The sequence below is a fragment of the Streptomyces erythrochromogenes genome (genome assembly GCF_040684695.1).
GTDB classification, from domain to species: domain Bacteria; phylum Actinomycetota; class Actinomycetes; order Streptomycetales; family Streptomycetaceae; genus Streptomyces; species Streptomyces erythrochromogenes_C.
Window position 1 is genome coordinate 41716 of record NZ_JBFBGM010000037.1, and the last position, 26068, is coordinate 67783.

The 26068-nt window shown below is 72.4% G+C and carries 25 protein-coding genes; 12 read left to right on the plus strand and 13 right to left on the minus strand.

The genetic code is table 11. From position 1 onward, the window contains the following. The first annotated feature begins 53 nt into the window (after window positions 1-53). Window positions 54-722, plus strand: a complete 669-nt coding sequence (gene msrA, locus AB0O53_RS35340; RefSeq protein WP_365201141.1) for a peptide-methionine (S)-S-oxide reductase MsrA — start codon at window positions 54-56, stop codon at window positions 720-722. 11 nt (window positions 723-733) lie between these two features. Here the strand turns inward: msrA and AB0O53_RS35345 are convergent, their stop codons facing one another. Further along, window positions 734-1219: a hypothetical protein gene (locus AB0O53_RS35345; protein ID WP_365201144.1), complete on the minus strand. Its 486-nt coding sequence runs from the start codon at window positions 1217-1219 to the stop codon at window positions 734-736. A gap of 88 nt (window positions 1220-1307) precedes the next feature. Further along, window positions 1308-2396, minus strand: coding sequence for an NAD(P)-dependent alcohol dehydrogenase (locus tag AB0O53_RS35350; RefSeq protein WP_365201146.1), 1089 nt, complete (start codon window positions 2394-2396; stop codon window positions 1308-1310). A 162-nt stretch (window positions 2397-2558) separates the two neighbouring features. Between AB0O53_RS35350 and AB0O53_RS35355 the strand changes: the two genes are divergently transcribed. Further along, window positions 2559-3473, plus strand: coding sequence for a helix-turn-helix transcriptional regulator (locus AB0O53_RS35355; protein WP_365201148.1), 915 nt, complete (start codon window positions 2559-2561; stop codon window positions 3471-3473). A gap of 54 nt (window positions 3474-3527) precedes the next feature. Here the strand turns inward: AB0O53_RS35355 and AB0O53_RS35360 are convergent, their stop codons facing one another. The 3 genes from AB0O53_RS35360 to AB0O53_RS35370 form a co-directional block, all read right to left on the minus strand. Beyond that, the gene (locus tag AB0O53_RS35360; RefSeq protein ID WP_365201150.1) at window positions 3528-4526 is read right to left on the minus strand and encodes a GNAT family N-acetyltransferase; all 999 of its coding nucleotides are present in this window, start codon (window positions 4524-4526) and stop codon (window positions 3528-3530) included. A 133-nt stretch (window positions 4527-4659) separates the two neighbouring features. Further along, on the minus strand, window positions 4660-5937 hold the full coding sequence (locus AB0O53_RS35365; protein ID WP_350988341.1) for a L,D-transpeptidase: 1278 nt from the start codon (window positions 5935-5937) through the stop codon (window positions 4660-4662). 132 nt (window positions 5938-6069) lie between these two features. After that, window positions 6070-6372: a hypothetical protein gene (locus AB0O53_RS35370; RefSeq protein ID WP_359117458.1), complete on the minus strand. Its 303-nt coding sequence runs from the start codon at window positions 6370-6372 to the stop codon at window positions 6070-6072. Between the two features lie 147 nt (window positions 6373-6519). Between AB0O53_RS35370 and AB0O53_RS35375 the strand changes: the two genes are divergently transcribed. Then, window positions 6520-6858, plus strand: a complete 339-nt coding sequence (locus AB0O53_RS35375; protein ID WP_350988345.1) for a hypothetical protein — start codon at window positions 6520-6522, stop codon at window positions 6856-6858. A 104-nt stretch (window positions 6859-6962) separates the two neighbouring features. On the opposite strand, the gene hutH is transcribed toward AB0O53_RS35375, so the two are convergent. From hutH to AB0O53_RS35400, 5 genes are all read right to left on the minus strand, one after another. Next, on the minus strand, window positions 6963-8504 hold the full coding sequence (hutH, locus tag AB0O53_RS35380; RefSeq protein ID WP_350988457.1) for a histidine ammonia-lyase: 1542 nt from the start codon (window positions 8502-8504) through the stop codon (window positions 6963-6965). 99 nt (window positions 8505-8603) lie between these two features. Then, window positions 8604-9719, minus strand: coding sequence for a GGDEF domain-containing protein (locus tag AB0O53_RS35385; RefSeq protein ID WP_350988347.1), 1116 nt, complete (start codon window positions 9717-9719; stop codon window positions 8604-8606). A 112-nt stretch (window positions 9720-9831) separates the two neighbouring features. After that, window positions 9832-10629, minus strand: a complete 798-nt coding sequence (locus tag AB0O53_RS35390; protein ID WP_365201155.1) for an enoyl-CoA hydratase/isomerase family protein — start codon at window positions 10627-10629, stop codon at window positions 9832-9834. A 187-nt stretch (window positions 10630-10816) separates the two neighbouring features. Next, window positions 10817-11965 carry an adenylate/guanylate cyclase domain-containing protein gene (locus tag AB0O53_RS35395; RefSeq protein WP_350988350.1) on the minus strand — a complete coding sequence of 383 codons (1149 nt, stop codon included), beginning with the start codon at window positions 11963-11965 and terminating at the stop codon, window positions 10817-10819. Window positions 11966-12186: 221 nt separating this feature from the next. Next, a complete protein-coding gene (locus AB0O53_RS35400; protein ID WP_350988352.1) occupies window positions 12187-13050 on the minus strand; it encodes a biotin--[acetyl-CoA-carboxylase] ligase in 864 nt (287 codons plus the stop codon). Window positions 13051-13131: 81 nt separating this feature from the next. Between AB0O53_RS35400 and AB0O53_RS35405 the strand changes: the two genes are divergently transcribed. The 5 genes from AB0O53_RS35405 (at window position 13132) to AB0O53_RS35425 (ending at window position 17182) form a co-directional block, all read left to right on the plus strand. After that, a complete protein-coding gene (locus AB0O53_RS35405; RefSeq protein ID WP_365201158.1) occupies window positions 13132-14442 on the plus strand; it encodes an RNA-guided endonuclease InsQ/TnpB family protein in 1311 nt (436 codons plus the stop codon). 49 nt (window positions 14443-14491) lie between these two features. Next, window positions 14492-16084, plus strand: coding sequence for an acyl-CoA carboxylase subunit beta (locus AB0O53_RS35410; RefSeq protein WP_365201160.1), 1593 nt, complete (start codon window positions 14492-14494; stop codon window positions 16082-16084). Between the two features lie 18 nt (window positions 16085-16102). Next, window positions 16103-16315, plus strand: a complete 213-nt coding sequence (locus tag AB0O53_RS35415; RefSeq protein WP_350988356.1) for an acyl-CoA carboxylase epsilon subunit — start codon at window positions 16103-16105, stop codon at window positions 16313-16315. 80 nt (window positions 16316-16395) lie between these two features. Continuing rightward, the gene (mmpB, locus tag AB0O53_RS35420) at window positions 16396-16530 is read left to right on the plus strand and encodes a morphogenic membrane protein MmpB (protein ID WP_266353118.1); all 135 of its coding nucleotides are present in this window, start codon (window positions 16396-16398) and stop codon (window positions 16528-16530) included. 22 nt (window positions 16531-16552) lie between these two features. Beyond that, window positions 16553-17182 (plus strand): Maf family protein, encoded by a 630-nt coding sequence (locus AB0O53_RS35425; protein WP_403142680.1) that lies wholly within the window; start codon window positions 16553-16555, stop codon window positions 17180-17182. Here AB0O53_RS35425 and AB0O53_RS35430 read toward each other — a convergent pair. Next, window positions 17163-17648, minus strand: a complete 486-nt coding sequence (locus AB0O53_RS35430) for a hypothetical protein (protein WP_365201165.1) — start codon at window positions 17646-17648, stop codon at window positions 17163-17165. The two genes, AB0O53_RS35425 and AB0O53_RS35430, sit on opposite strands and share 20 nt — an antisense overlap. A 489-nt stretch (window positions 17649-18137) precedes the next feature. Here AB0O53_RS35430 and AB0O53_RS35435 point away from each other — a divergent pair, with 489 nt between their 5' ends. Further along, window positions 18138-19901, plus strand: a complete 1764-nt coding sequence (locus AB0O53_RS35435) for an acetyl/propionyl/methylcrotonyl-CoA carboxylase subunit alpha (protein WP_350988362.1) — start codon at window positions 18138-18140, stop codon at window positions 19899-19901. 130 nt (window positions 19902-20031) lie between these two features. Here AB0O53_RS35435 and AB0O53_RS35440 read toward each other — a convergent pair whose 3' ends face one another. Both AB0O53_RS35440 and AB0O53_RS35445 read right to left on the minus strand, forming a co-directional pair. Then, window positions 20032-20982: a DeoR/GlpR family DNA-binding transcription regulator gene (locus AB0O53_RS35440; RefSeq protein ID WP_350988363.1), complete on the minus strand. Its 951-nt coding sequence runs from the start codon at window positions 20980-20982 to the stop codon at window positions 20032-20034. A gap of 175 nt (window positions 20983-21157) precedes the next feature. Next, window positions 21158-22597 carry an NAD(P)H-quinone dehydrogenase gene (locus AB0O53_RS35445; protein ID WP_350988364.1) on the minus strand — a complete coding sequence of 480 codons (1440 nt, stop codon included), beginning with the start codon at window positions 22595-22597 and terminating at the stop codon, window positions 21158-21160. A 199-nt stretch (window positions 22598-22796) separates the two neighbouring features. On the opposite strand from AB0O53_RS35445, the gene AB0O53_RS35450 reads away from it, so the two are divergent. From AB0O53_RS35450 to AB0O53_RS35460, 3 genes are all read left to right on the plus strand, one after another. Beyond that, the gene (locus tag AB0O53_RS35450; RefSeq protein ID WP_031149742.1) at window positions 22797-23234 is read left to right on the plus strand and encodes a gamma-glutamylcyclotransferase family protein; all 438 of its coding nucleotides are present in this window, start codon (window positions 22797-22799) and stop codon (window positions 23232-23234) included. A 169-nt stretch (window positions 23235-23403) separates the two neighbouring features. Beyond that, a complete protein-coding gene (locus AB0O53_RS35455) occupies window positions 23404-24210 on the plus strand; it encodes a purine-nucleoside phosphorylase (RefSeq protein WP_045321862.1) in 807 nt (268 codons plus the stop codon). 35 nt (window positions 24211-24245) lie between these two features. Beyond that, window positions 24246-25892, plus strand: a complete 1647-nt coding sequence (locus tag AB0O53_RS35460) for a phospho-sugar mutase (protein ID WP_350988366.1) — start codon at window positions 24246-24248, stop codon at window positions 25890-25892. Window positions 25893-26068 lie beyond the last annotated feature (176 nt).

Here is a 26068-nt window from a genome sequence, read left to right on the forward strand (position 1 = left end):
CGGGGAATCCGGCCCGCCCCTTCTCCGTTGTCCCTCCCACAAGGAGGCAACCGATGTTCTCGTACCGCCGCACGCCCGTGCTGCCCACCCGCGAGGAGGCCCTGACGGGCCGCGCGGAGCCGCTGTTCGCCCTTCCGGAGAGGCACACCGTGCTGGGCAACCCGCTGGCCGGCCCGTATCCGGCGCACCTGGAGGTCGCCGACTTCGGGCTGGGCTGTTTCTGGGGCGCGGAGCGCGCGTTCTGGCGGACGCCGGGGGTGTGGACGACGCTGGCCGGCTACCAGGGCGGCTTCACCGAGAATCCGACGTACGAGGAGGTGTGCTCGGGCCTGACGGGCCATACGGAGGTCGTCCGCGTGGTCTTCGACCCCGCGCAGGTCTCCTACGCCGCCCTCCTGAAGCTCTTCTGGGAGTCCCACGACCCCACCCAGGGCTTCCGCCAGGGCAACGACGTGGGCACCCAGTACCGCTCGTCGCTCTACACGCACTCCCCCGCCCAGCAGGAGGCGGCGGAGGCATCCCGCGAGACCTACCAGCGGGTGCTGGGCTCCTCGGGCCACGGCCGCATCACCACGGCCGTCCTCCCGGCGGCGGACCGCCCCTTCTGGCCGGCGGAGGCGTACCACCAGCAGTACCTGGACAAGAACCCGGGCGGCTACTGCGGCATCGGCGGCACGGGCGTGAGCTGCCCGATCGGCGTGGCCACGGCCCCCGGCGAGTGAGCGGGTGCTGATCAGGACGGGTCGTGGCCGTGGACCCGCTTCGCGTCGAGGTGGAGTTCGTACGGGCCGAAGCAGTCCGCGGCGAGCGTGGCCACCCGGGCGCCGCAGGAGCAGGCGCGGTTGAGCCCGCTCCCTCCTGACGGCCCGCAGCATCCGGCGCCGTTCTCGCCGTTCGGCAGCGGCCGCAGGCCGGGCGCGTCGTCGGGGTGGACCACGATGTTGTCGCGCGGCCCGGCGGAGACCATGGCCACCCCCGCGTCGCTCAGGCCGAGGCCGCGCGGCTGCGTGGGCCCGCCGTAGCCCTGGTCCGGGTGCGGCACGTACGGGGCGCCCCAGGGTTCGGTCTCGGTCGCGTAGTGCCCGTGCGGCATCGTGGCCGGCGCCCGCCCGCCGCGGGCGGCGCGTCCGGAGTCGTCGGGCGCCGGGGGAACGGCGGGCAGCGGCCTCAGGTCCGGCGTGAGGGCCCCGCCGCACTTCGTACACAGGAACACGGTCATGGTGCCGTTCTAGCCGCCGCGTGCGCCCCGACGCACCTTCGATTCCTGCCGGGTGCCGGGACCGGCTCGTACGGGCCGCCCCGCAGCGTCAGATCGTCGAGGTGTCGATCACGAAGCGGTAGCGCACGTCGCTCGACTCGACGCGGGCGTAGGCCTCGTTGATGTGGGCGGCGTCGATCAGTTCGATCTCCGAGCCCAGGCCGTGCTCCGCGCAGAAGTCCAGCATCTCCTGGGTCTCGGCGATGCCGCCGATCATCGATCCGGCGAGGGTCTTGCGGCCGCCGATGAGGGAGAAGAGGTTGAGGGAGACCGGCTCCTCCGGGGCGCCGACGTTCACCAGCGCGCCGTCGACCTTCAGCAGGCCCAGGTAGGCGTCGAGGGCCAGCGGGGCCGAGACGGTCGACAGGATCAGGTCGAAGGTCCCGGCGAGCTTCTCGAAGGTGGACTCGTCACCGGTGGCGTGGAAGTGGGTGGCGCCCAGCCGCCGGCCGTCGGCCTCCTTGCGGAGGGTCTGCGACAGCACGGTGACCTCCGCGCCGAGCGCGTGCGCCATCTTCACGCCCATGTGGCCCAGGCCCCCGAGGCCGACGACCGCGACCTTCTTGCCGGGGCCCGCCTGCCAGTGCCGCAGCGGCGAGTAGAGGGTGATGCCCGCGCACAGCAGCGGCGCGGCCACGTCCAGGGCGAGGCCCTCGGGGATGCGCACGGTGTAGTTCTCGTCGACGACGAGGTGGGTGGAGTAACCGCCGTACGTGGGCTCGCCGTCCCGGCCGAGGGCGTTGTAGGTGCCGGTCATGCCCTGGACGCAGTGCTGCTCCTGGCCGCTGAGGCAGTGCTCGCACACGCGGCAGGAGTCGACCATGCAGCCGACGCCCACCCGGTCCCCGACGGTGAACCGGGTGACGTCCGAGCCGACTTCGGCGACGACTCCGGCGATCTCGTGGCCGGGGACCATGGGGTAGATGCCCTCGCCCCAGCCGTCGCGCACCTGGTGGATGTCGGAGTGGCAGATGCCCGCGTACTTGATGTCGATGAGGACGTCGTGCGGGCCTACGGGACGGCGCGGGACCGTGGTGCGTTCCAGCGGGACGCCGGGGGCGGGGGCGGCGTACACGGCGACCTCGGTGATCGGAGTGGCCGGGGCGGTCGGGGTGGTCGCGGGGGCGGTGCCGGGCATGGGGGTGCTCCTCGAAGCGGTGGCGTGTGCGGTGCGCACCACGCTGCCGGACCGGCCCGCCGGCACCCAGACCCCTGCGCTTCCTACGACTGGCGAACCTACTACTGGTGGGGTCAGGCTGACGCCCTCCGGGTGTCGGACCGCCCGGAGATACTGGACCGCATGGACCAGCGTGATCAGCGAGCGTGCCTGGGCGAGTTCCTCCGCTCCCGCCGCGCACGGCTGCGCCCGGAGGACGTGGGCCTGACGGACTACGGGCGCCGGCGGCGCGTGCCGGGGCTGCGCCGCGAGGAGCTGGCGCAGCTGGCGGGGGTGTCGGTCGCCTACTACACGCGGCTGGAACAGCGCGACGGGCACAACGTGTCGGCGGAGGTGCTGGACGCCATCGCGCGGGCCCTGCGCCTGGACGGGACCGAGCGGGCGCACCTGATGGACCTGGCCCGGCCGAAGGCGCGCAGGCGCCGCCAGAGCCGGCGGCCGCAGCAGGTGCGTCCGGCACTGCGCACGCTGATGGACGCGATGGAGGGCGTACCGGCCTACCTGGTGGGCAACCGTCAGGACGTCATCGGCTGGAACCGGCTGGCGGCCGCGGTCTTCGGGGACTTCGGGGCGCTTCCCGCGGCGGAGCGGAACCTGGTCCGGCTGATGTTCCTGGACCCGGCGACCGCGGAGCTGTACGGGGAGTGGGAGTGCCAGGCGTGCTGGGTCGTCAGCAATCTGCGGCTGTACGCGGGCCAGCACCCGGACGACGAGCAGCTGTCGGCGCTGGTCGGTGAGCTGTCCGTGAAGAACGAGGAGTTCCGGCGGCTGTGGGCGGCGCACACGGTGGCGGACAAGACCCACGGGGTGAAGCAGCTGCGGCACCCGCTGGTGGGAGAGATGCGCCTGTCCTTCGAGACGCTGACGCTCCCCGACGATCCGACGCAGGCCCTGGTGACCTTCCACGCGGAGCCGGGGTCGGCTTCCGAGGACGCGCTGCGGCTGCTGGCGTCCTGGGACGCGCAGCGGACCGCCGAGCAGGCCACGGAGAAGGCGCACGGGCAGGCTGACGAAAAGGCGGCCGGGCGGGCCGTGTGACCTGCGGCGGCAGCCGCCGCGTCCCGGGTTCCGGATCCCGGGTTCCGGATCCCGCTACAGCTTGATCTGGTAGATGCCGACGCCGCGCTCGCGCCGCTGGCCGAGCGCCTCGTTGACCGCCCGCATCGGGCCGTTCTCGTCCGCGACCGTGGTGGCGATGCGCCGCAGCTGCGGGTGGCGGGCGGCGGCCTGCGCGACCATGTGCCGTTTCACGGCGCGTCCGAGGCCGTGGCCGCGGTGGGCGGGAACGACCACCGTGTCGTACTGGAGGGCGGCCGTTCCCTCGGGGTCCGGCAGGACGATCTCCGTGTACGCGGCCACCTCGCCCCCGGGGGTCACCGCCGCGACCGTGATCATGTCCCCGCCGCGGTCCAGGATCAGCTGCTGGAGGGTGTGCAGCCGCTCGGGCGTCCAGGTCTGGACCCGCTCGTCCATGTCGCCGGTCGGAGCGTCCTCCATGGCGGCGTGGGCGGCGGCCGCGGCCGGTGCCCACGCGTCGGGGACGAGGCCGTACCAGGTCAGGAGCTCGTAGCCGGGTGTGGCGGGGGGCTGGGCACTCCGGTCCGCCGTGACGTGGCCGGCCGGGACGTCCTGTACGTACCAGGCCATCGGCAGGACGTTCTCAAAGCCCATCGCCTCGGCGAAGGCCTGGCCGGGACCGCCGAGGTCGAGCATGACCGCGACCGAGGTGCGGCCCTCGGCGCGCAGCTCCTCGCGGACGCGCTCCCACAGGGCCGTGCCGACGCCCCGGCGGCGCGCCTCGGGACGTACGGTCAGCACGTCCAGGAACGCGGTGTGCGTGTTGCCCTCCTCGGTGAACAGGAGCAGGGCGGCCACGCCGTCACCTTCACCCGCGCCCCCGCCCCCGTCCTCCCCGGCCGTCCACAGCACCGGCCGGCCGCGCGCCGGCGTGACGCGCAGCCGCCCGGCGACCTCCACCCGGGAGGGCGGCGGCAGATGCGGCAGGTCGACGGCCGCGGCCGCGGTCAGGACCGCCAGCCAGGCGTCCACCTCGGCGTCGGACGGGGGCAGGGCAAGTGAGTGGATCATCATGGGCCCGACCCTAGAGCGCGCCCGGACGCACCGCCCGGGAGTTTCCGGCCACCGTCCCCCGGGAACGCCGAACGGCGGGGAACCCGTGGGGTTCCCCGCCGTTCGGCGTTCGCGCGGCGGGCCGCGCCGGGTGTCAGGCGGCCGAGCCGGCCTTCCAGTCGGCCCAGTTCATGTTCCAGCCGTTGAGGCCGTTGTCGGGCTTGATCGTCTTGTCCGGGGAGTTGACCACCGTGACGACGTCGCCGATGAGCGAGTTGTCGTAGAACCAGGCGGCCGGCTGGTTCGGGTCGCCCGCGCCCTTGACGTCGTTCAGGCCCACGCAGCCGTGGCTGGTGTTGGCGGTGCCGAAGATCGAGTCCGCACCCCAGTAGTTGCCGTGGAGGAAGGTCCCGGAGTTCGACAGGCGCATCGCGTGCGGCACGTCCTTGATGTCGTACTCGCCCTTGCCGTCGGCGTCCGTGAAGCCGACGGTGGCACCGTTCATCCGGGTCTCCTTGAACTTCTCGGAGATCACCATCTGACCGTTGTAGGTCGGGTTGGCCGGGGCGCCCGCGGAGATCGGGATGGTCTTGATGACCGCGCCGTCCCGGGTGACCGTCATCTTCTTCGTCTTCGCGTCGACCGTGGAGACCTGGCTGCGGCCGATCTTGAAGGTGACGGTCTTGCTCTGGACGCCCTGGACGCCGGGAGCGCCCTGGACGCCTTCCAGCGCCAGCTTCAGCGTGACGGTGGAGCCGGCCTGCCAGTACTGCTCGGGGCGGAAGTCCAGGCGCTGGGCGCTGAACCAGTGGCCGACGACCTCCTGGCCGCTGCTGGAGGAGACGGTGATGCCCGCCTGGACGGCCTTCTTGTCCTTGATCGCCTTGTTGAAGGTGATCGAGACCGGCATGCCGACGCCGACGGTCTGGCCCTCCTCCGGCACGAAGGAGGCCACGAAGCTGTTCTCCGGGGAGACGGTCGTGAAGGAGGCGTTCTCGTGCGCTTCCTTGCCGTCCGCGTCCTTGGCCGTCGCGGCCAGGGCGTACTTGGTGGAGCGCTTGAGCGCGCCCTTGGGCTTCCAGCTCTTGCCGTCGGCGGCTATGTCGCCGGCCACGGCCGTGCCCTCGCTCGTCTTGAGCTCGACCTGGGTGAGCGTGCCGTCGGTGACGGTCACGTTCGCCGCGTCGTTGAGGCCGACGTTCGTCGCGCCGTCCTTCGGCGTGATGGTGATCTTGGCCTTCGAGGCGTCCTTGGCCGCTGCCGCGTCCACGTCCGCCTGGGACTTGCTGGCCTCTCCGTTGCCCTTCGGGTCCCCGCCCTTGTCGCCCCCGTCGTTGCACGCCGAGAGCACCAGTACGCCGCCGAGCACGACGGATATGGCCGCCAGGGACCTTCTCCGCCGCTTGCTGTCCGTCCTCACACGCCACTCCATCGTTGCCGGTAACCCCGAGACCGCCGTCCCGGGGTTGGCCCGGCAGGGGGCGCACCCCCCTGCCCGGTCCTGACAACGCGTTAACGGCGTGTGCCGGTTCCACATTCCGTTGGGATGTGGGCAACCACACGGTCAGGCGTTGTCGGGTTCTTCGTCGAAGTCCCCATCTTCCTCGTCGAGGTCCCACTCCATCGACTCGGGGTCGTATTCGACGGGCTCGCTGCTCCAGGAAGCCTGCGCGAGTTCCACCCCGGGGATGTCCAGCACCAGGTCAGTGGGGTCGACGAGGTAGGCGAGGGCTTCCGATTCGTCTTCCCGGACGGCGGCTTCCGCATGGCTGCGTTCCTCGTCCGGCATGAACTCGTCGGCCTTGATGTGGGCGAGCGCGGCTCCCGTGAGCGCCTGGGCGTCCGGCACTTCAAGTACCAGATCCACCCGAAGTCGTACATATCGTGATGTCTCAGAAGGGTTCATACGACGGAGAGTAAGGCCCGCGGAAGCCCTGACTTTCCCACGACCCGCCCCTTTCCGTAGCATCGGCGCACACGGCCAATTCGCTGCTGCCACAAGGGGGATCGCACCGTGTCCGCACGCCGACCGCTGCTCACCGCTCTCGGAGCGACCACCCTCCTCGCCGCCCTGTGGTTCGTGCCCTCGGCGGGCGCGACCGCACCGGAGGTGACGGAGGGCACCTCCGCCGTACCCGCGGGAGCGAACACCCCGGGGGCGGCCGACGGGGTGGTGTCCACCGCGACGATCACGGGCTCGGCGCCTTCCGCTTCGGGCGCGCGGCCCCAGTCCCTCTCGCTCGCCGACACCGGTTCCGTCGACACCGCCCCGTACCTTCTGGGCGGCACCTTCTGCCTCGGCGTCGGGGCGGCCTTCGTGGCCTTCTCGGTGCGCCGCTCCCCCGGCTCGTAGCCGTACCGCGCACCCGCGCGCAGTACGGCTGCGCGGTACGGCGGAGGGGCCGCCCCGGGATCTCCCGGGGCGGCCCCTCCGCCGTACTGCTGGACTGCCGGCCGTCAGGCGAGCGGACCCGTCACCGGCTCCACCGCGGCGAGGAGCCCGCCGGTACGGACGAACTCGTCGGCGGCGGCCAGGTCGGGGGCGAGGAAACGATCCGGCCCGGGACCCTGCACGCCCGCCGCACGGGCGGCGGCGATCGCGGCCAGGCTGGCCGGGGCGGCCGTCAGCCCGTGGCGCAGCTCGATGGCGCGGGTGGCCGCGTACAGCTCGACGGCGATGATCCGCGTCAGGTTGTCGACGGCCGTACGCAGCTTGCGCGCGGCCGACCAGCCCATCGAGACGTGGTCCTCCTGCATGGCGGAGGAGGGGATCGAGTCGGCGGAGGCCGGCACCGCGAGCCGCTTCATCTCGCTGACCAGGGCGGCCTGCGTGTACTGGGCGATCATCAGACCGGAGTCCACGCCGGCGTCGTCCGCGAGGAACGGCGGCAGGCCGTGGCTGCGGTTCTTGTCGAGCAGCCGGTCGGTGCGCCGCTCGGCGATGGAGCCGAGGTCGGCGGCGGCGATGGCGAGGAAGTCCAGTACGTAGGCGACCGGGGCGCCGTGGAAGTTGCCGTTGGACTCCACGCGGCCGTCGGGCAGCACCACCGGGTTGTCGACGGCGGAGGCCAGCTCGCGCGAGGCGACCAGGGCGGCGTGCGCCATGGTGTCGCGGCCCGCGCCGGCGACCTGCGGGGCGCAGCGCACGGAGTAGGCGTCCTGCACGCGCGGTGCGGACTCCTCCTGGAAGTGCCCGGTCAGCCCGGAACCCTTCAGCACGGCGGCCATGTTGGCGGCCGAGGCGCTCTGGCCGGGGTGCGGGCGGATGGCGTGCAGCTCGGGCTGGAGGACCTTGTCGGTGCCGAGCAGCGCCTCCAGGGTGAGGGCGGCGGTGATGTCGGCCGACTTGTAGAGCCTGTCGAGGTCGGCGAGGGCCATGACCAGCATGCCGAGCATGCCGTCGGTGCCGTTGAGGAGGGCGAGGCCCTCCTTCTCGCGGAGCTCGACCGGCTCGATGCCGTGCTCGGCGAGCAGTTCGCCGGCGGGGCGGACGGTGCCGTCGGGGCCCTCGGCGTCGCCCTCTCCCATGAGCGCGAGCGCGCAGTGGGACAGCGGGGCGAGGTCGCCGGAGCAGCCGAGGGAGCCGTACTCGTGGACCACGGGGGTGATCCCGGCGTTGAGCACGTCGGCCATGGTCTGCGCGACGGAGGGGCGCACACCTGTGTGGCCGGAGGCGACGGTCTTGAGCCGGAGGAACATCAGCGCGCGGACCACCTCGCGCTCGACGCGCGGGCCCATGCCGGCGGCGTGCGAGCGGACGATGTTGCGCTGGAGCTGGGCGCGCAGCTCGGGACTGATGTGCCGGGAGGCGAGGGCGCCGAACCCGGTGGACACCCCGTAGACGGGTTCGGGCTTGGCGGCCAGCGCGTCGACGATCTCGCGGGCGCGGGCGAGTGCGTCGAGCGCCTCGCCGGACAGCTCGACCCGTGCGTTGCCGCGGGCAACGGCGATGACGTCCTCGGCGGTGGTACCGGACGTCCCCACCACGACAGTGTGCATATCCATATTCAGCACCCTACGGATTGAATCGCTTCATGTCACTAGCTGGAACTGTCACGATCGCGCACCCTCTGGGCCCCTTACGCAACCGGCCCGCGTTCACGGGCGGCCGCGGAAGCGCCGCCGCTCGCCCGGAGCGTCCTGGGCGGCGGCGTCCGCCAGCCGCACCACCGCCGTGTCCCGGCCCGCCACCACCGGCCCGGCCGAACGGGCCGCCTTCGCCTTGTACTGGGCCGCGTCCGCGAGGCGGAACAGCCGCCGGGAGGACTTCACCGGCCCGATCGGGTCACCGGTGGAGGCCACCCCGCAGGCCACCCCCTCGCCCAGCTCCAGCCCGGCCGCCCGCGCGCACAGCTCCTCGCTGACCCGGACGACGTCGTCCGCCGGCGGGCCGACGCCGACCAGGCAGAACTCGTCGCCGCCCAGACGGGCGACCAGCGCGCCCGGCAGTATCGCCCCGCACAGGCTCAGCACCGAGCCGAACCGCTCCAGCAGCCGGTCGCCCATCGCGTGCCCGAGGGTGTCGTTGACCTTCTTCAGCCCGTTCAGGTCGCAGACGACGAGGCTGACGACGACACCGGTCCGCCGGTGCTCCTCCAGGGCCTCGTCGAGGCGCATGTCGACGGCCCGGCGGTTGGCGAGCCCGGTCAGCGGATCGGTGAAGGCGAGCCGCCGCGCCTCCTCCAGGCGCTCGTTCTGCGCGAGGCCGGCCGCGACCACGGCGGCGAGCACGGTGGCGAACTCCGCGTCGTCCTCGTCGAAGTCGGGCAGCCCCTCGTCCCGGGCGACGTAGAGCTCGCCCCAGGCACGCCCGCTGAGCACGACGGGGGCGACCACGCACGTGCCGCGGCCCCGGCGGCGCAGGGCCTCGCCGCGCCGCCCCGGCCGGTCGCCGCCGGCGCTCTCGACCCAGGCGTGGGGACCGCCGCCGCCCACCCACCGCTCGTGCAGGAACTCGGTGATCTCGGGGAAGTCGTGCACCGGATAGGACTCGTCCTCGGGGAACTCCTCCTCGCCCGCGCGCCGCTCGCCCTCGTTGACGAGCACGCGTAGGCACCCGCGCTCGCGTTCCCACGCGGAGATCGCGGCGAACGAGCCGTCCATCGCCAGGCGCGCGCCCCGCGCGGCCGCACGCACACTGTCGCGCGGCGTGCACGCCGCGGCCATCGCCTGGGCGAGGCCCACCACGGCTCGCAGCCGCCCGTCAGCTCCCATCACCCCAGGTTAGGGAGTTTTGTCGGATTTTGAGATAATTGGCGCGAGTTTCGACGCCGCTACGACGCCGCAACGACCACCGGAGGCCCCACCGGGACCTCTGGTGCGGAACCTACTCCCCCGGCCAGTTCGGCTTGCGCTTCTCGTTGAAGGCCGCCACACCCTCCGCCCGGTCGCCGGAGAAGGCGACCGTCCGCCAGGCGGCGTCCTCGATCTCCAGGCCGGCCGCCAGGTCCATCCCGTGCCCCAGCCGCAGCGCGCGCTTGGCGGCCCGCAGGCCCACCGGCGAGTTCGCGGCCATCCGCGACGCCAGGGCCAGCGCCTCGGCCGTGTCCCGGCCCGCCGGCACCACGGAGTCCACCAGCCCCAGGGAGAGCGCCTCCGCGGCCTCCACCCGGCGCGCGGTGAAGATCAGCTCGGCGGCCCGCGCCGCACCCACGCGGCGCGGCAGCAGCTGCGTACCGCCGCCGCCCGGGATGACGCCCACGGAGACCTCGGGCAGGCCGACCACCGCGGTCTCGTCGGCGACGATCACGTCGCAGGCCAGGGCCAGCTCGAAGCCGCCGCCCAGCGCGAAGCCGTGCACCGCCGCGACCGTCGGCATGGGCAGCTCCAGCACGCCCCCGTAGGCCCCGCGCGTCGTCGGCCGCTGCCGCACCAGCTCGGCGTCGGAGAACGAGTTGCGCTCCTTGAGGTCGGCTCCCACACAGAAGGCCCGCTCCACGGCGGAGGAGAGCACGACCACCCGCACGGAACGGTCCGCGGCCAGCGCGGCGCAGGCCGCGCCGATCGCGCGGGCCATGTCGGTCGAGACCGCGTTCATGGCCTTGGGGCGGTCCAGGACCAGCTCCGCGACCCCGCCCTCGTGGCGGCGTACCGCCACGAACTCCGACTCGAACTCGGACGCCATAGGACCCTCCCGGTTAACGAACGTTACGTCGGGATAGTAGGCGGTGTCCCGCCGATCGGTAGGGGCCCGCGGCGCATTGCAGTACGGCCGTGACGTCCGCACGCGCGGCCCGCCGGTCGGGGACGGCCCGATCGGCCCGGCGCGCGGGCGGGGGTCGGGCGGGGGGTCGGGCGGGGTCGGGCAGGGGTCAGCGGCGCTTGCGGCGCGTCAGCGACCAGGGCTCCACGACGCCCAGACCGCGTACCGGCCGCTGCCACATCGGCTGCAGGGCGAACCGGTAGGCCGCGCCCTCGTCGGGCTCGCTCTCCGCCTCCTTCTCCGACACCGGCGCGGCACCGGTCCGGGAGAGCTCCTCGGCCATGGCCCCGTCCACCAGCACGGCGTCCTTGGGGGCTATCGAGGTCAGGCGGCTCGCGAGGTTCACCGTGGTCCCGAAGACGTCGCCCATCCGGGTCGTCACCGTGCCGAAGGCGATCCCGACCCGCAGCTCGGGCATCTGCGGGTCCGCCTCCATCGTCTCGATGAGCCGCAGCGCGATCTCCGCGGCGGTCGCCGCGTCGTCGGCGCAGTAGAGCACCTCGTCACCGAGCGTCTTGATCAGCCGGCCGCCGTACGCGGCCACCAGGTCCGCCGCGGTCGTCTCGAAGGACTCGACCAGCTCGCCGAGCTCCTCCTCCTCCAGCCGGCGCGTCAGGCGGGTGAAGCCGACCAGGTCGGCGAAGCCCACCGCGAGCCGCCGGTCGACCATCTCCTCGTCGTCCGCGACCTGCACCACGCGTCCGGTGGCCGCCGCCAGCTGGCGGCGCCACACGTAGACGAGGAACTCCTCCAGCTCGGGCAGGAGCAGCTCGACCAGGGGGTACGTGACCTCCGTACGGGTCATCCCCGGCTCCGGCGGCTCCGTGAGCCCCTCCAGGAAGGAGTCGATCTGCCACTCCGCCAGCCGCGCCGTGGTCTGCCCGGTGGACCGCGCCACCTGCACCGCCATCGGCTCGGACAGCAGCCCGGCCTCCACGAGGCCGGCGAGCCGGCGCAGGGCCAGTACGTCCGCCTCGGTCAGCGCCCTGGCCTGGCCGATGTCGGCGAAGCCCATGGCCCGCCAGAAGCGGGAGGCGAGCTCCATCGAGACCCCGGCGCTGCGGGCGGCCTGGAAGGGCGTGTACCGGCGCTCGGCGCCCAGGATGAGCTGCTCCAGGCGGATCGCGAGGGGATCCGCCGTCGGCTGCACGGTGTGGTCGACCTCGTGGTGGGGAGTGTGCTGGTCGCGCCCGATCGGGGTGCCCGGACCGCTGGGCCCGGGGGCGGACGCGCCGGAGGCAGAGTCGTCGACGGTCAAGGGCCGCCTCCTGTCCATTCCGTGCGCACTGCCCTGCCGAACCGGTTGATCACCACGAGCAGCGGGATCGCCTAAACCATACGGCAGGTGTGCCGTAGCTCACTCCCCCTCCCCGGCTTCGATCCGGCACCGGGGCCGGGCCCCGCACGGCGGCGCATGGGGCCGTACGCACCCGAAACGCGGCATTCCGCGCATCTCGCCGAGCGCCCGGCCCCGCCCCGTCAGTGCACGGACCGCAGGTGGACGACGTCCCCGGCCCCCACGGCCTCGTGGGTGCCTTCGGCCGTACGGATCACCAGGCGGCCATCGGTGTCGACCGCTTCGGCCGTTCCGGTGAGGGTGCGCCCGCCCGGGAGCTCCGCGCGCACGTGCCGGCCGAGGGTGGCGCAGCCCGCCGCGTAGGTCTCCTGGAGGCCGCTGGCCGCCGGGTCGCCGCCGGCGGCGCGCCAGTTCCCGTACCACTCCTCCAGGGACCGCAGGACGGCCTTGAGCAGCGGCTCCCGGTCGGTCACCGTGGCCTTGGCCAGCAGCAACGACCCGGCGGCCGGCACCGGGAGCTCCTCCTCGGTCAGCGTGACGTTGAGCCCGATGCCGACGATCACGCCGTCCTCGACCCGCTCGGCGAGGATGCCGCCGGCCTTGCGCTCCTCGCCCTCGACACTGACCAGCAGGTCGTTGGGCCACTTGAGGGCGGTGTCCACGCCGGCGGCCCGGGAGAGCCCGGTCGCGGTGGCGACGCCGGCCAGGAGGGTCAGCCACCCCCACTGCTCCTGCGGCACCGCGTCGCCCGGCTTGAACAGCACCGAGAAGAACAGCCCGGACCGGGCCGGAGCGACCCAGCTCCGGTCGAGCCGGCCGCGCCCGGCGCTCTGCTCCTCGGCGACGACCACGGCCCCCTCGGGCAGCTCCGCCGCCCGCGTGGCAAGGTCGGTATTGGTGGACCCGGTGGAGGCGACCACCTCCAGCGAGGTCCACAGCCCGTCCCCGGTGACGAGGGCCCGCTGCAGCGCGGCGGCATTGAGCGGCGGCCGGTCCAGGCTCGACCAACGACCTGCGGAGGCTCCGGCTGATGCATCTGATGACATGGTCGGATTCCTTATGTCGCCGTGTGTGATCCTCTGACCCGGGTTTGTGTTCGGATCGTGACCGACCCTAGCTTCCCCGCTGTGGGGAATTCTGCGGTAAAGCGGGCATTCAAGTTCCGTTTCTACCCCGACGACGCGCAGGCAACAGAGCTGTCCAAGACGTTCGGCTGCGTGCGGAAGGTCTACAACCTGGCCCTCGCCGCCCGCGCCGAGGCCCGGGCCCGCCGGGAGCGCGTGGGCTACGCACAGACGTCGGCCATGCTGACCGCTTGGAAGCAGACCCCGGAACTGGCTTTTCTGAACGAGGTCTCCTGCGTGCCCCTCCAGCAGGCGCTGCGGCACCTGCAGCGGGCGTTCGACGCCTTCCGGGACGGGCGGTCCCGCCACCCCCGGTTCAAGTCGAAGCGACGGTCCAGGGCGAGTGCCGAGTACACCAGATCCGCTTTCCGCTTCCGGGACGGCGTGCTGACTCTCGCCAAGATGGCGGGCCCCTTGGCGGTCGTCTGGTCGCGCCGGTTGCCGGCAGGCGCGGATCCGACGACCGTGACCGTCTCCCGGGACCCGGCCGGCCGCTGGTTCGTGTCCCTGCTCTTCGAGGACAGCCCTGCCCCGTTCCCCGAGGTGGCACAAGCGGTCGGAATCGACGCGGGGCTGACGGCGCTGGTCACGCTGTCGACCGGGGAAAAGATCATCAACCCGAAGTGCGAGCGCAGGGACCGCGCACGCCTGGCACGGGCCCAGCGGGCCCTGTCGCGCAAGGAGAAGGGCAGCGCGAACCGGACCAAGGCACGCATCCGTGTAGCGAAGGTCCACGCACGGATCGCCGACCGGCGCCGGGACCACCTGCACAAACTGACGACTCGACTCGTGCGCGAAAACCAAACGCTCGTGATCGAAGACCTGTCCGTCCGCACCATGCAGAAGAACCCGCGGCTCGCCCGGGCCATCTCCGATGCGGCATGGCGCGAGCTGCGGAGCATGCTGGAGTACAAGAGCACCTGGTACGGGCGCGAGCTGATCACCATTGACCGATGGCATCCCAGCTCGAAACTGTGCTCGGTCTGCGGCGCACTCGTCCGGGAGATGCCCCTGGGCATCCGCGCGTGGAGGTGCGCGGGCTGCGGGGCAGAGCACGACCGTGACGAGAACGCGGCGATCAACCTTCTGGCCGCCGGGCTGGCGGTGTCCGCCTGTGGAGCGGGCGTAGGACCCCGGCGGGCGTCCGCCACGCCGGGGCAGCGCGCGATGAAGCAGGAAGGCCCGCCCGTGAGGGCGGGACGGCCCCCCTTTAGGGAAGGCGACGAAGCCAAGCAACCCAATGTAGGTGTGTCAAACGCCGCACTGCCGAGCGCCATGCCCGCCGATACGCTACGCACCAGTAGCCAGCAGTAGTCAATCAATTGACCAGGCAGTTGACACCATGCAGGGAGCCGCGACCCCGATGTCACATCCGTCAGAGCCGATCGACATGCACACCACCGCGGGCAAGATCGCGGATCTGCAGCGCCGCATCGACGAAGCCACCCACGCCGGTTCCGCCCGTGCCGTGGAGAAGCAGCACGCCAAGGGCAAGCTGACGGCGCGTGAGCGGGTTGCCCTACTGCTGGACGAGGGATCCTTCGTCGAGCTGGACGAGTTCGCCCGGCACCGTTCCACCAACTTCGGGCTGGAGAAGACCCGCCCCTACGGCGACGGCGTCGTCACCGGCTACGGCACGGTCGACGGGCGTCCCGTCGCCGTGTTCTCGCAGGACTTCACCGTCTTCGGCGGAGCCCTCGGCGAGACCTTCGGCCAGAAGATCATGAAGGTCATGGACTTCGCGCTGAAGACCGGCTGCCCGCTCGTCGGCATCAACGACTCCGGCGGCGCGCGCATCCAGGAGGGTGTCAGCGCGCTGGGCATGTACGGCGAGATCTTCCGCCGCAACGTCCACGCCTCGGGCGTGATCCCGCAGATCAGCCTGGTCGTCGGGCCCTGCGCCGGCGGTGCCGTGTACTCGCCCGCGATCACCGACTTCACGGTGATGGTGGACCAGACCTCGCACATGTTCATCACCGGCCCGGACGTCATCAAGACGGTCACCGGCGAGGACGTCGGCTTCGAGGAACTGGGCGGTGCGCGTACGCACAACAGCACGTCCGGCGTCGCGCACCACATGGCGGGCGACGAGAAGGACGCGATCGAGTACGTGAAGTCGCTCCTGTCGTACCTGCCGTCGAACAACCTCTCGGAGCCGCCCGCGTTCCCCGAGGAGGCCGACACCGAGGTCTCCGACAGCGACCGCGAGCTCGACGTGCTGATCCCGGACAGCGCGAACCAGCCGTACGACATGCACACCGTGATCGAGCACGTGCTCGACGACGCGGAGTTCCTGGAGACCCAGTCGCTCTTCGCGCCGAACATCCTGACCGGTTTCGGCCGGGTCGAGGGCCACCCGGTGGGTGTCGTCGCCAACCAGCCGATGCAGTTCGCCGGCTGCCTGGACATCGACGCCTCCGAGAAGGCGGCCCGCTTCGTGCGGACCTGCGACGCCTTCAACATCCCGGTGCTGACCTTCGTGGACGTGCCGGGCTTCCTCCCGGGCACCGACCAGGAGTACAACGGAATCATCCGGCGCGGCGCCAAGCTGATCTACGCGTACGCCGAGGCCACCGTGCCGCTGATCACCGTCATCACCCGCAAGGCCTTCGGCGGCGCCTACGACGTCATGGGCTCCAAGCACCTCGGCGCGGACCTGAACCTCGCCTGGCCGACCGCGCAGATCGCCGTGATGGGCGCGCAGGGCGCGGTGAACATCCTGCACCGGCGCACCCTGGCCGAGACCTCTCCCGAGGAGGTGGAGGAGACCCGGACCCGGCTCATCGCCGAGTACGAGGACGCGCTGCTCAACCCGTACACGGCGGCCGAGCGCGGCTACATCGACGCGGTGACCATGCCGTCCGAGACCCGCGCGCACGTGGTGAAGGGGCTGCGGCAGCTGCGCACCAAGCGGGAGTCCCTGCCGCCGAAGAAGCACGGCAACATCCCCCTCTAGTCCCTCCAGGAGGTCACCGTGGTGATCAAGGTCGTCAAGGGCAATCCGACCCCTGAGGAGCTGGCTGCCGCACTGGCGGTGGTCCAGGCGCGCGCGGCGCTGCTGGCCGCGTCGCAGCCGTCGGGCGCCCCGCAGGTCGCGGACGAGTGGTCGACGCCGACCCGGGTGGCACGGCGGCGGCTTCCGCAGCCGGGCCCGCGCGCCTGGGGCCGGACGTACTGGCCCGGATAGCCGGGATGTGGTGAACGCGGGGCGGCGCTTGAGTACCCGTACTCAGGCGCCGCACCCGTCCGCGGGGCCAGGATCGGAACATGCTCTGGTCCGACCCGAAGAACGAGCCGCCCAAGGACATGCGCGACGCGCAGGCGATGATCCGGCGGCTCACCGTGGTGCTCGCCCTCGCCATGCTCGTGGTGGTCTACGTCCTCGGCGTCGGCCACTTCTGAGCCGCGCCCGGGCGCACCTACGATGGCGGGCATGACTGCCACACCCCAGCCCGCGAGCGCGCGCAAGCTCGTCCTCGCCTCCGCCTCCCCCGCCCGGCTGAACCTGCTGCGGCAGGCCGGTCTCGCCCCGCACGTGATCGTCAGCGGTTTCGACGAGGACACCCTCGACCACGACGAGCCGGCCGAGCTGGCCCTGGCGCTGGCCGAGGCGAAGGCGGCCGTCGTGGCGGCCCTGGACGAGGCCTCGGGCGCCCTGGTGATCGGCTGCGACTCGGTGCTGGAGCTGGACGGCGAGGCGCTGGGCAAGCCCGCGGACGCCGAGGAGGCCACCGCGCGCTGGAAGGCGATGCGCGGCCGGGCCGGGGTGCTGCGCACCGGGCACTGCGTGATCGACACGGCGACCGGGCGTCAGGTCTCGGCGACGGCGTCGACGACGGTCCGCTTCGGCGAGCCGACGGACGCGGAGGTGGCGGCGTACGTGGCGAGCGGCGAGCCGCTGCACGTGGCGGGGGCGTTCACCCTGGACGGGCTGTCGGCGCCGTTCATCGACGGCATCGACGGGGATCACGGCAACGTGATCGGGCTGTCCATGCCGCTGCTGCGCTCCCTGCTCGGCGAACTGGGCGTGTCCATCACGGACTTGTGGGCTTGAGCTCCCCGAACGGCGGTGGTGGCGGGGTGTCGTCCCGGGCGTCCTCGGCGGGGGTGCCGCCGTCACCGCGCCGGGCGGCGGCCGGGTAGAGCGTCAGGATCAGGACGAGCAGACACAGGATCAGCATCAGCACCGCGAAGGCGATCCAGCCGACCAGGCCGACGACGAGCATGCCGAGCACCGCGTGGGTGACGGCGGCGGAGATGAGCACGACGCGGGCGAAGCGGCCCGGCGGGCGGTCGCGCAGCGCGGCGAGGGCGGCGATGACGGCGCACAGCAGGAGGAAGGCGCCCATGCCCGCCCCCATGCCGTAGGTGGCCGTGGACATGAGGTCCGGATCGCTGCCGGCGATGGACATGGACTGGTTGGCCGTGGTCCTGCCCAGCACGATGTGGACGAGCACCAGTACGGCGGCTTCCGCGACCAGCACGATCGCGGCCACTCCGGCCACGAGTCTTCGCACCACGTGCACCCACCCCCCAAGCGCCATACGCCCGTTCGACGCCTGGAGGCTACTAACGGGTAGCCCGGCGGGCAAGAGATGTGTCCGCATCGCCCGTCCGGAGTACACGCCCGGCGCGCTGCGGCCCGTAGGGACCACGGTCGGCCACCCCGCTGTGGGTACGGTGTTGTCCCGGTTCGCCCTGCGGGACGACGGAGCTACCAATCAGTAAACAAGGGGACAACTCCTCGCTCGGCAGCAAAGAAACTGTGGGCCGTTCGTAGGGACTCGACAAAGAATCACCCGGGGCCGCTGACCGGGGAGACAGAGACCTTGGCTACATGACGGGGTTACTGTGCAGTCGGGGATCCCCCTGACCTGGGGCGCCACAAGGGTTCCCCGGCGGAGCGGGCCTCGCATCACACTCTGTGTGGGCAAGGTCACCACCGGGGAAGGGTCGAAAGGCCGTGTGGGCTGTCCCTAAACTCAGCTTGTTTCAAGGAGGGAGCCATCGTGCGCAAGGTGCTCATCGCCAACCGTGGCGAAATCGCTGTCCGCGTTGCTCGGGCCTGCCGGGACGCCGGGATCGCGAGCGTAGCCGTCTACGCCGATCCGGACCGGGACGCTCTGCACGTCCGCGCGGCCGACGAAGCTTTCGCGTTGGGCGGTGACACCCCGGCCGCCAGCTACCTGGACATCTCCAAGGTCCTCCAGGCCGCCGCCGACTCGGGTGCGGACGCCATCCACCCCGGATACGGCTTCCTGTCCGAGAACGCCGAATTCGCCCAGGCCGTGCTCGACGCCGGCCTGACCTGGATCGGCCCGCCGCCGCAGGCCATCCGCGACCTCGGCGACAAGGTGGCCGCCCGCCACATCGCCCAGCGCGCCGGTGCGCCGCTGGTCGCCGGCACGCCGGACCCGGTCTCCGGGGCGGACGAGGTCGTCGCCTTCGCCAAGGAGCACGGCCTGCCGATCGCCATCAAGGCGGCCTTCGGTGGTGGCGGCCGCGGTCTGAAGGTCGCCCGCACCCTCGAAGAGGTGCCGGAGCTCTACGACTCCGCCGTCCGCGAGGCCGTCGCCGCCTTCGGCCGCGGCGAGTGCTTCGTCGAGCGCTACCTCGACAAGCCGCGTCACGTCGAGACCCAGTGCCTGGCCGACTCGCACGGCAACGTCGTCGTCGTCTCCACCCGTGACTGCTCCCTGCAGCGCCGCCACCAGAAGCTGGTGGAGGAGGCCCCCGCGCCGTTCCTGACCGAGGCTCAGAACGCGGAGCTGTACGCCGCGTCCAAGGCCATCCTGAAGGAGGCCGGCTACGTCGGCGCCGGCACCGTGGAGTTCCTGGTCTCCGCCGACGGCCTGATCTCCTTCCTGGAGGTCAACACCCGCCTGCAGGTCGAGCACCCGGTCACCGAAGAGGTCGCCGGCATCGACCTGGTCCGCGAGATGTTCCGCATCGCCGACGGCGAGGAGCTCGGCTACGGCGACCCGGTCCTGCGCGGCCACTCCATCGAGTTCCGCATCAACGGCGAGGACCCGGGCCGCGGCTTCCTCCCGGCGCCCGGCACCGTGACGAAGTTCGTCGCGCCGACGGGCCCGGGCGTCCGCCTCGACGCGGGCGTGGAGTCCGGCTCCGTTATCGGCCCGGCCTGGGACTCCCTCCTGGCCAAGCTGATCGTCACCGGCGCCACCCGCGAGCAGGCGCTGCAGCGCGCCGCCCGCGCGCTCGCCGAGTTCGAGGTCGAGGGCATGGCCACGGCCATCCCCTTCCACCGTGCGGTCGTCGCCGACCCGGCGTTCGCCCCCACCGACGGCAGCCCGTTCACGGTCTACACCCGCTGGATCGAGACCGAGTTCGTCAACGAGATCCCGGCGTTCACGGCCCCCGCGGCCGAGGAGACCGAGGACGAGCCGGGCCGCGAGACGGTCGTCGTCGAGGTCGGCGGCAAGCGCCTGGAAGTCTCGCTGCCGTCCTCCCTCGGCATGACCCTGGCCCGCACCGCCGCCGCAGGCGGCGCGAAGCCGAAGCGCCGCGCGGCCAAGAAGTCCGGCCCGGCCGCCTCCGGCGACACGCTCGCCTCCCCGATGCAGGGCACGATCGTCAAGGTCGCGGTCGAGGAGGGCCAGCAGGTCACCGAGGGCGAACTGATCGTCGTCCTGGAAGCGATGAAGATGGAGCAGCCGCTCAACGCGCACCGCTCCGGCACCGTCGTCGGCCTCACCGCCGAGGTCGGCGGCTCGGTCACCTCGGGCGCCACGATCTGCGAGATCAAGGACTGACGTCCTCGTCCTCGGACACGCGCGAAGGCCCCGCCCGGTCGAACCGGGCGGGGCCTTCGCGATTCCCGAACGGAGTCCGCACCCCGGGGACGGCAGGCTCCGGGGACGGCAGGCCCCGGGCGGCCCGGGCCTACCGGCGCCGCATGTCCGCGACCCGGGCGCGCTCCGTCTGCTGCTCCAGCATCCCGCCGGGCGCGCTGCGCAGCTGGGCCGTCGGGCCGCCGCGGCGCTGGACCGGGAGGGGGGACTCCCGGCGGGGGCGGCGGGCGCCCATGCCGTCCACGCCGCCCGAGGCGACGGGGCCGCCGGCCACGGTGATCTGGACGCCCTGGTCCGCCAGGGCCTGGAGCTCGGTGGCCGCGCGGTCGTCGTGCGGCGGGGGCTCGTCCGTGACCAGGCGGGTCATCACGTCCGTCGGCACCGTCTGGAACATGGTGTCCGTGCCGAGCTTGGTGTGGTCGGCCAGGACCACCACCTCCGCCGCCGCCTGTACCAGCGCCCGGTCCACGCTCGCGCTGAGCATGTTGGACGTGGACAGGCCCCGCTCCGCCGTCAGGCCGCTGCCCGAGAGGAAGGCGCGGGAGACCCGGAGCCCCTGGAGGGACTGTTCGGCCCCGCTGCCGACGAGGGCGTAGTTGGACCCGCGCAGGGTGCCGCCGGTCATGACGACCTCGACCCGGTTGGCGTGGGCCAGCGCCTGGGCGACCAGGAGGGAGTTGGTGACGACGGTCAGGCCGGGCACGCGGGCGAGCCGGCGGGCCAGCTCCTGCGTCGTGGTGCCCGCGCCGACGACGACGGCCTCGCCCTCTTCGACGAGGCCGGCCGCGACATCGGCGATGGCGGTCTTCTCCGCCGTCGCGAGATGGGACTTTTGCGGAAAGCCGGACTCCCGCGTGAAACCGCCCGGCAAGACCGCACCGCCGTGTCGGCGGTCGAGGAGTCCTTCGGCCTCCAGTGCCCGCACGTCCCGCCGTACGGTCACTTCGGAGGTCTGGACGACGCGGGCGAGCTCCCGGAGCGAAACCGCTCCGTTGGCCCGCACCATTTCGAGGATCAATTGGCGACGTTCTGCAGCGAACACGAAACTGACAGTAACCCCAACGACCGTCTGCTTTCAGCTCTTTGCGCCGGAATACCGAAGTTGTCCATATGGCAGGGCGACTAGTGGTATACGCGGTCCGAGGTCTGGGTGAACGCACGGCCTCGCGACGGCGCACCGCCCCAACACCCTTGGGGTGTGGGGCGGTTGGGGTGCCTCACGCCTCGCCGGCGGCCTTCCGCGTGTGCAGCTGGCGCGCCACCTCGGCGATCGAACCGGACAGCGAGGGGTACACGGTGAACGCGTTTGCGATCTGCTCGACCGTCAGATTGTTGTCGACGGCGATCGAGATCGGGTGGATGAGCTCGCTCGCGCGCGGGGAGACGACCACGCCGCCGACCACGATGCCGGTGCCCGGACGGCAGAACATCTTCACGAAGCCGTCCCGGATGCCCTGCATCTTGGCGCGCGGGTTGCGCAGCAGGGGGAGCTTCACGACACGGGCGTCGATCTTCCCGGCGTCCACGTCCGCCTGCGTGTAGCCGACGGTGGCGATCTCGGGGTCGGTGAAGACGTTCGAGGACACCGTCTTCAGGTTCAGCGGGGCCACCGCGTCGCCGAGGAAGTGGTACATCGCGATGCGGCCCTGCATGGCGGCGACGGACGCGAGCGCGAAGACGCCCGTGACGTCACCGGCGGCGTACACGCCCGGCGCGGAGGTGCGCGACACCTTGTCGGTCCAGATGTGCCCGGAGTCCTTGAGCCGGACCCCGGACTCCTCCAGGTTCATGTTCGCGGTGTTCGGGATCGCGCCGACCGCCATCAGGCAGTGCGTGCCGGTCAGCACCCGGCCGTCGGAGAGGGTGACCTCGACCCGGTCGCCGACCCGCTTGGCGGACTCGGCGCGCGAGCGTCCGACGACGTTCATGCCGCGGCGCCGGAAGACGTCCTCCAGGACGGCCGCCGCGTCGGGGTCCTCGCCCGGCAGCACGCGGTCGCGGGAGGACACCAGGGTGACCCGGGACCCGAGCGCCTGGTACGCGCCGGCGAACTCGGCGCCGGTCACACCGGAACCGACCACGATGAGCTCCTCGGGGAGCTCGTCCAGGTCGTAGACCTGCGTCCAGTTCAGGATGCGCTCGCCGTCGGGCTGGGCGTCCGGGATCTCGCGCGGGGTGCCGCCGGTGGCGATGAGGACGGCGTCCGCCGTCAGGATCGTCTCGGTGCCGTCCGCGGCGGTGACGATGACGTCCCGGGTGCCGTCGATGCCCTGCGGGCCGCCCAGCTTGCCGCGGCCGCGCATGACCTTGGCGCCCGCGCGGGTGACGGAGGCGGTGATGTCGTGCGACTGGGCGAGCGCGAGGCGCTTGACGCGCCGGTTCACCTTGCCGAGGTCCACGCCCACGACGCGCGCGGCCTGCTCGACGTGCGGGGTGTCGTCCGCGACGATGATCCCCAGCTCCTCGTAGGAGGAGTCGAAGGTGGTCATCACCTCGGCGGTCGCGATCAGAGTCTTGGAAGGTACGCAGTCGGTCAGGACCGAGGCCCCGCCCAGACCGTCGCAGTCCACGACGGTCACCTCCGCGCCGAGCTGGGCCCCCACGAGGGCCGCCTCATACCCGCCGGGTCCGCCGCCGATGATCACGATCCGGGTCACGAAAAGTCCGCCTCACGTCTACCCGGCCGGCTGCCGCCCCGGCCGGTGTTCCGGGGGTTCTCCCCGGGGGATGCATTCCGTGCTCCATTGTCCCGCACGCTTCAAGGTGCTTCGCGCCCGGTCCCGCCGCGGGACTCCGTCCGGGGGTACGCCCGGCCGGGCACGCCTTCCCGGCCACCCCTCCCGTACCCTCGACCTCATGTCGCTCTACGCCGCGTACGCCGGCAACCTCGACCCGCGGCTGATGACGCGCCGCGCTCCCCATTCGCCGCTGCGCGGCACGGGCTGGATCAACGACTGGCGGCTGACCTTCGGCGGCGAGCAGATGGGCTGGGAGGGTTCCCTCGCCACGATCGTCGAGGCACCCCGCCACCAGGTCTTCGTCGCCCTCTACGACATCGCCCCGCTCGACGAGGACTCCATGGACCGCTGGGAGGGCGTCGGGCTCGACATCTACCGGCGCATGCGGATCCGGGTGCACACGCTGGACGGCGAGGACGCCGCCTGGTGCTACGTGCTCAACGGCTACGAGGGCGGCCTGCCCTCCGCGCGCTACCTGGGCGAGATCGCCGACGCGGCCGAGTCCGCGGGCGCCCCGCACGACTACGTGATGGAGCTGCGCAAGCGCCCCTGCTAGAGGGTGCGGCGGGGCCGCCCGGAGCGGGCCGCCCGGCCGGTCACCGCAGGTCGCCGCAGGTCACTGCGGGTGGCGACGGACATTTGGTCGGAAACGACAAGACAACGATCCGAGCATGGTGAGCTGTGCCATCTACGCGCGTAGGCAATGAGCGGCTACGCTCGTCTGCGTGAACGCATCTGTTACCGATCCCACCGCCGCCGCCGACGCCGCAGCCGCCCGCCTGCGGGAGCTCACCGGCGCCGAGACCCACGATGTCGCCCTCGTCATGGGCTCCGGCTGGGCCCCCGCCGCCGAGGCCCTGGGCGCCCCCGAGGCCGAGTTCCTCGTCACCGAGCTGCCCGGGTTCCCCCCGGCCGCCGTCGAAGGACACGGCGGCAAGGTCCGCTCGTACAAGATCGGCGACAAGCGCGCGCTGGTCTTCCTGGGCCGCACCCACTACTACGAGGGCCGCGGCGTCGCCGCCGTCGCCCACGGTGTCCGCACCGCGGTCGCCGCCGGCTGCAAGACCGTCGTGCTGACCAACGGCTGCGGCGGTCTGCGCGAGGGCATGCAGCCCGGCCAGCCGGTCCTGATCAGCGACCACATCAACATGACGGCCACCTCGCCGATCATCGGCGCGAACTTCGTGGACCTGACGAACCTGTACTCGCCCGGGCTGCGCGCGCTGTGCAAGGAGATCGACCCCTCCCTGGAGGAGGGCGTCTACGTCCAGTTCCCCGGCCCGCACTACGAGACCCCGGCCGAGATCAACATGATCCGCGTCATGGGCGCCGACCTGGTCGGCATGTCCACCGTGCTGGAGGCCATCGCCGCCCGTGAGGCCGGCGCCGAGGTGCTCGGCATCTCCCTGGTCACCAACCTCGCGGCGGGCATCTCCGGCGAGCCGCTGAACCACGAAGAGGTCCTCCAGGCCGGCCGTGACTCGGCCGCACGCATGGGCAAGCTGCTGACCCAGGTCCTCGCCCGCATCTGAGGCCCCGGGACCGTACGAGAGGTAAGGCGGAAGTAGTGCAGGAACAGGACGACCTGATCACCCGGGCGCAGGCCTGGCTGGCGGAGGACCCCGACCCGGAGACCGCGGCCGAACTCGCCGCGCTCCTCGACGCGGGCGACACGGCGGAGCTCGCCGACCGGTTCTCCGGCACCCTCCAGTTCGGCACCGCCGGACTGCGCGGTGAGATCGGCGCGGGCCCGATGCGGATGAACCGCAGCGTGGTCATCCGGGCCGCGGCGGGCCTCGCGGCCTACCTGAAGGCCCAGGGCCACGCCGGCGGCCTGGTCGTCGTCGGCTACGACGCCCGCTACAAGTCGGCGGACTTCGCCCGCGACACCGCGGCCGTCATGACCGGTGCCGGGCTGCGCGCGGCCGTCCTGCCCCGCCCGCTGCCCACGCCCGTCCTCGCGTACGCCATAAGGCACCTGGGCGCCGTGGCCGGCGTCGAGGTGACCGCGAGCCACAACCCGCCCCGGGACAACGGCTACAAGGTCTACCTCGGCGACGGCTCGCAGATCGTCTCCCCGGCCGACACCGAGATCGCCGCGGAGATCGCCCGTGTCGACACGCTCGCCTCGGTCCCCCGCCCGGAATCGGGCTGGGAGGACCTCGGCGACGAGGTGCTGGAGGCCTACCTGGCCCGCACGGACGCCGTCCTGACCCCGGGCGGCCCGCGCGGCGTGCGGACCGTCTACACGGCCATGCACGGCGTCGGCAAGGACGTCGTGCTGGCGGCCTTCGCCCGGCACGGCTTCCCCGAGCCGGTCCTGGTCGCCGAGCAGGCCGAGCCGGACCCGGCCTTCCCGACGGTGGCGTTCCCCAACCCGGAGGAGCCGGGCGCGATGGACCTGGCCTTCGCCCGGGCCGCCGAGGTCCAGCCGGACATCGTGATCGCGAACGACCCCGACGCGGACCGCTGCGCGGTGGCCGTCCCCACCGCCGACGGCTGGCGGATGCTGCGCGGCGACGAGGTCGGCGCGCTGCTCGCGGCGCACCTGGTCCACAAGGGCGCGACCGGCGTCTTCGCCGAGTCCATCGTCTCCTCCAGCCTGCTGGGCCGGATCGCGGAGGCCGCGGGCGTCGGCTACGAGGAGACCCTGACGGGCTTCAAGTGGATCGCCCGCGTCGAGGGCCTGCGCTACGGCTACGAGGAGGCGCTCGGCTACTGCGTGGACCCCGAGGGCGTCCGCGACAAGGACGGCGTGACCGCCGCCCTGCTGGTGGCCGAACTGGCCTCGGAGCTCAAGGAGCAGGGCCGCACCCTGACCGACCTGCTGGACGACCTGGCGATGGCCCACGGGCTGCACGCCACCGACCAGCTCTCGGTCCGCGTCTCGGACCTGTCGGTGATCGCCTCGGCGATGGCCGCGCTGCGCGCGGAGCCCCCGGTCTCGCTGGCGGGCCTGCGGGTCGTCTCGGCGGAGGACCTGGCCGAGGGCACCCGGTCGCTGCCGCCCACGGACGGCCTGCGCTACTACCTGGACGGCGCGTACAAGGCCCGGGTCATCTGCCGCCCGTCGGGCACGGAGCCCAAGCTGAAGTGCTACCTGGAGGTCGTCGTCCCGGTGGCCGAGGCCTCCGACCTGGCGTCGGCCCGCGCGACCGGCCAGGAAGTCCTGGACGCGATCAAGAAGGACCTCGCGGCGGCGATGGGCCTGTAGCCCTTCCCTCGCGGGGCGGACGACCCACCGGCCCCGTCCGGCCGGCCGGGCCTTCTGCCCGTATCCCGACGGCCCCCTGAGCCCCGCTCAGGGGGCCGTCGGCGTGTCCGAACCCCCGGTCCTCAATCGCCGGACGGGCTGGATTCCAGCCCGTCCGGCGATTGAGACCGGGGGAC